The following is a 2,195-nucleotide window of genomic DNA, read 5'->3' on the forward strand; positions in this document are numbered from 1 at the left end:
GTCCGACCCGGAGGTGGTGTTGAGTGTCGGCTTCGTGCTGATCGTCGCGATCTATGTGCAGACCGCGATCCTGTTCGGCGTTTATACAACGGAGCTGTTCCCGACTGAGATCAGGCTGCGCGCCAACGGCATCTGCAACACGCTCGGACGCGGCGCTACCGTGGTCTCGCCCTTCATCGTCGGCGCCCTGATGGCATCCTACCAGCTGCCGGGCGTGGTCTGGCTGATGATCGGGCTGGTGGTGGTTCAGGTCGTGGTGGTCTGGGCCTGGGGCGTGGAGCCGCGCAATCGCGGGCTTGAGGAGGTCGCCACCTCCGCAGCCTGATGGCGCCAAGCCGCCTGCATCATCGCCGAAAGTACATCTCAAGCGGAGCGGCGGGATGAACCCGCCCTCAGCGCCCGGTGAAGCGGATGCGTGAAAAGCAAGTCGTCATGCCCGGGCTTGTCCCAGGCGTCCACGTCTTAACGGTATCGCACCAAGAAAGACGTGGATGGCCGGGACATCTAGCGCGAAGACGCGCTTCGCGCTTCTGCCCGGCCATGACGACATGTTATGATGTTTACGCGTTCTTCAGCGCGACCCGGAAATCGGCTTCGGTCTTGGCCTTGACCTCGTCGAGGGTGACGCCGTCGGCGAGTTCGATCAGCGCCATGCCGTCATTGCCGTGCTTGTCGATGGTGAAGACCGCGAGATCCGTCACCACCATGTCGACCACCTTTTCGCCGGTCAGCGGCAGGTTGCATTCCTTCAAGAGCTTGGGGCCGTCCTTGGCGGAATGCTCCATCACCACCACCACGCGCTTGACGCCGGCGACCAGATCCATCGCGCCGCCCATGCCCTTGACCATCTTGCCCGGGATCATCCAGTTGGCGAGATCGCCGTTCTGCGCCACCTGCATCGCGCCCAATATCGAGAGGTCGATATGGCCGCCGCGCACCATGGCAAACGAATCGGCCGACGAAAAATAGCTGGTCGAGGCGAGCTCCGTCACCGTCTGTTTTCCGGCGTTGATCAAATCCGGATCTTCCTCGCCCTCATAGGGAAACGGCCCCATGCCGAGCATGCCGTTCTCGCTCTGCAGCACGACGTCGACGCCCTCGGGAATGTAGTTCGACACCAAGGTGGGGATGCCGATGCCGAGGTTGACGTAAAAACCGTCGCGCAGTTCTTTCGCGGCGCGCGCCGCCATTTGATCGCGGGTCCAGGCCATCAGACTTCCTCTCCGGCGGCGGCCGCCGCCTGCCGTTTGCGGGTGGTGCGCTGCTCGATGCGCTTCACCGCGGTGCCGACCTCGATGATCCGCTGCACGAAAATGCCAGGCGTGTGGATCTGGTCGGGCTCGATCTGGCCCACGGGCAACAGATGCTCGACTTCGGCGACCGTGATCTTCGCAGCGGTGGCCATCATCGGATTGAAGTTGCGCGCGGTCTTGCGGTAGACGAGGTTTCCGGCGGTATCGCCCTTCCAGGCGTGGACGATGGCGAGGTCGCCGAACAGCCCGCGCTCCATCAGATATTTCTCGCCGTCGAATTCCTTCACTTCCTTGCCCTCGGCGATCAAGGTGCCGACGCCGGTCTTGGTATAGAACGCGGGAATTCCGGCGCCGCCGGCGCGGATGCGCTCGGCGAGCGTGCCTTGCGGCGCGAATTCCAGTTCCAGTTCGCCGGCCAGAAATTGCTGGGCGAACAGCTTGTTCTCGCCGACATAGGACGAGATCATCTTCCTGATCTGGCGCGTCTCCAAGAGGCGACTGAGCCCGATGCCGTCGACGCCGGCATTGTTGGAAACCACGGTGAGATTCTTCACCCCGGAATCGCGGATCGCATCCGACAAGGTTTCGGCGATGCCGCAAAGGCCGAAACCGCCGGACATGATCATCATGCCGTCCTTCAGGATGCCCTCGAGGGCCGATTTGGCGTCGGGGTAGACCTTGTTCATGAAAATGCGAGCCTCGATGGAGGAAACAGTCAGACATAAAGTTGTTCTGTGGATTATTAGGCGAATTCTTCGCAATGCGTCAATGACGGGCCTTCGGAGTCACCTCGCCCCGCACGCGGCAGGGGAATCGCATATGGGTTTTCACCGGCTATTGCATTGGAAGGCAAGACGGATTCTGAAGATGACTCCCGGATTATGGAGGGGGTCGAATGCGGAAGTTCAAGAAGGCCTTTGGGCGGTTGCCGGATCCGCGGGC

The 2,195-nt window shown here is 61.8% G+C and carries 3 protein-coding genes; 1 reads left to right on the forward strand and 2 read right to left on the reverse strand.

The annotated features are described in order from the left end of the window. A partial coding sequence (locus VK804_RS07215; protein ID WP_325369345.1) for an MFS transporter occupies positions 1 to 325 on the forward strand: 325 nt, incomplete at its 5' end. Between the two features lie 235 nt (positions 326 to 560). On the opposite strand, the gene VK804_RS07220 is transcribed toward VK804_RS07215, so the two are convergent. Together VK804_RS07220 and VK804_RS07225 are read right to left on the reverse strand one after the other, a co-directional pair. Then, the gene (locus tag VK804_RS07220; RefSeq protein ID WP_325369347.1) at positions 561 to 1,211 is read right to left on the reverse strand and encodes a 3-oxoacid CoA-transferase subunit B; all 651 of its coding nucleotides are present in this window, start codon (positions 1,209 to 1,211) and stop codon (positions 561 to 563) included. Continuing rightward, positions 1,211 to 1,939, reverse strand: a complete 729-nt coding sequence (locus tag VK804_RS07225) for a CoA transferase subunit A (RefSeq protein WP_325369349.1) — start codon at positions 1,937 to 1,939, stop codon at positions 1,211 to 1,213. Before VK804_RS07225 ends, VK804_RS07220 begins: the two co-directional genes overlap by 1 nt. Positions 1,940 to 2,195 lie beyond the last annotated feature (256 nt).

It is taken from the genome of Bradyrhizobium sp. (genome assembly GCF_035484855.1).
GTDB lineage: Bacteria > Pseudomonadota > Alphaproteobacteria > Rhizobiales > Xanthobacteraceae > Bradyrhizobium.

Bases quoted from the DNA above. Each gene is read 5' to 3' on its own strand.
- VK804_RS07220 (WP_325369347.1), bottom strand. From the start codon at position 1,211: ATGGCCTGGACCCGCGATCAAATGGCGGCGCGCGCCGCGAAAGAACTG.
- VK804_RS07225 (WP_325369349.1), bottom strand. From the start codon at position 1,939: ATGAACAAGGTCTACCCCGACGCCAAATCGGCCCTCGAGGGCATCCTG.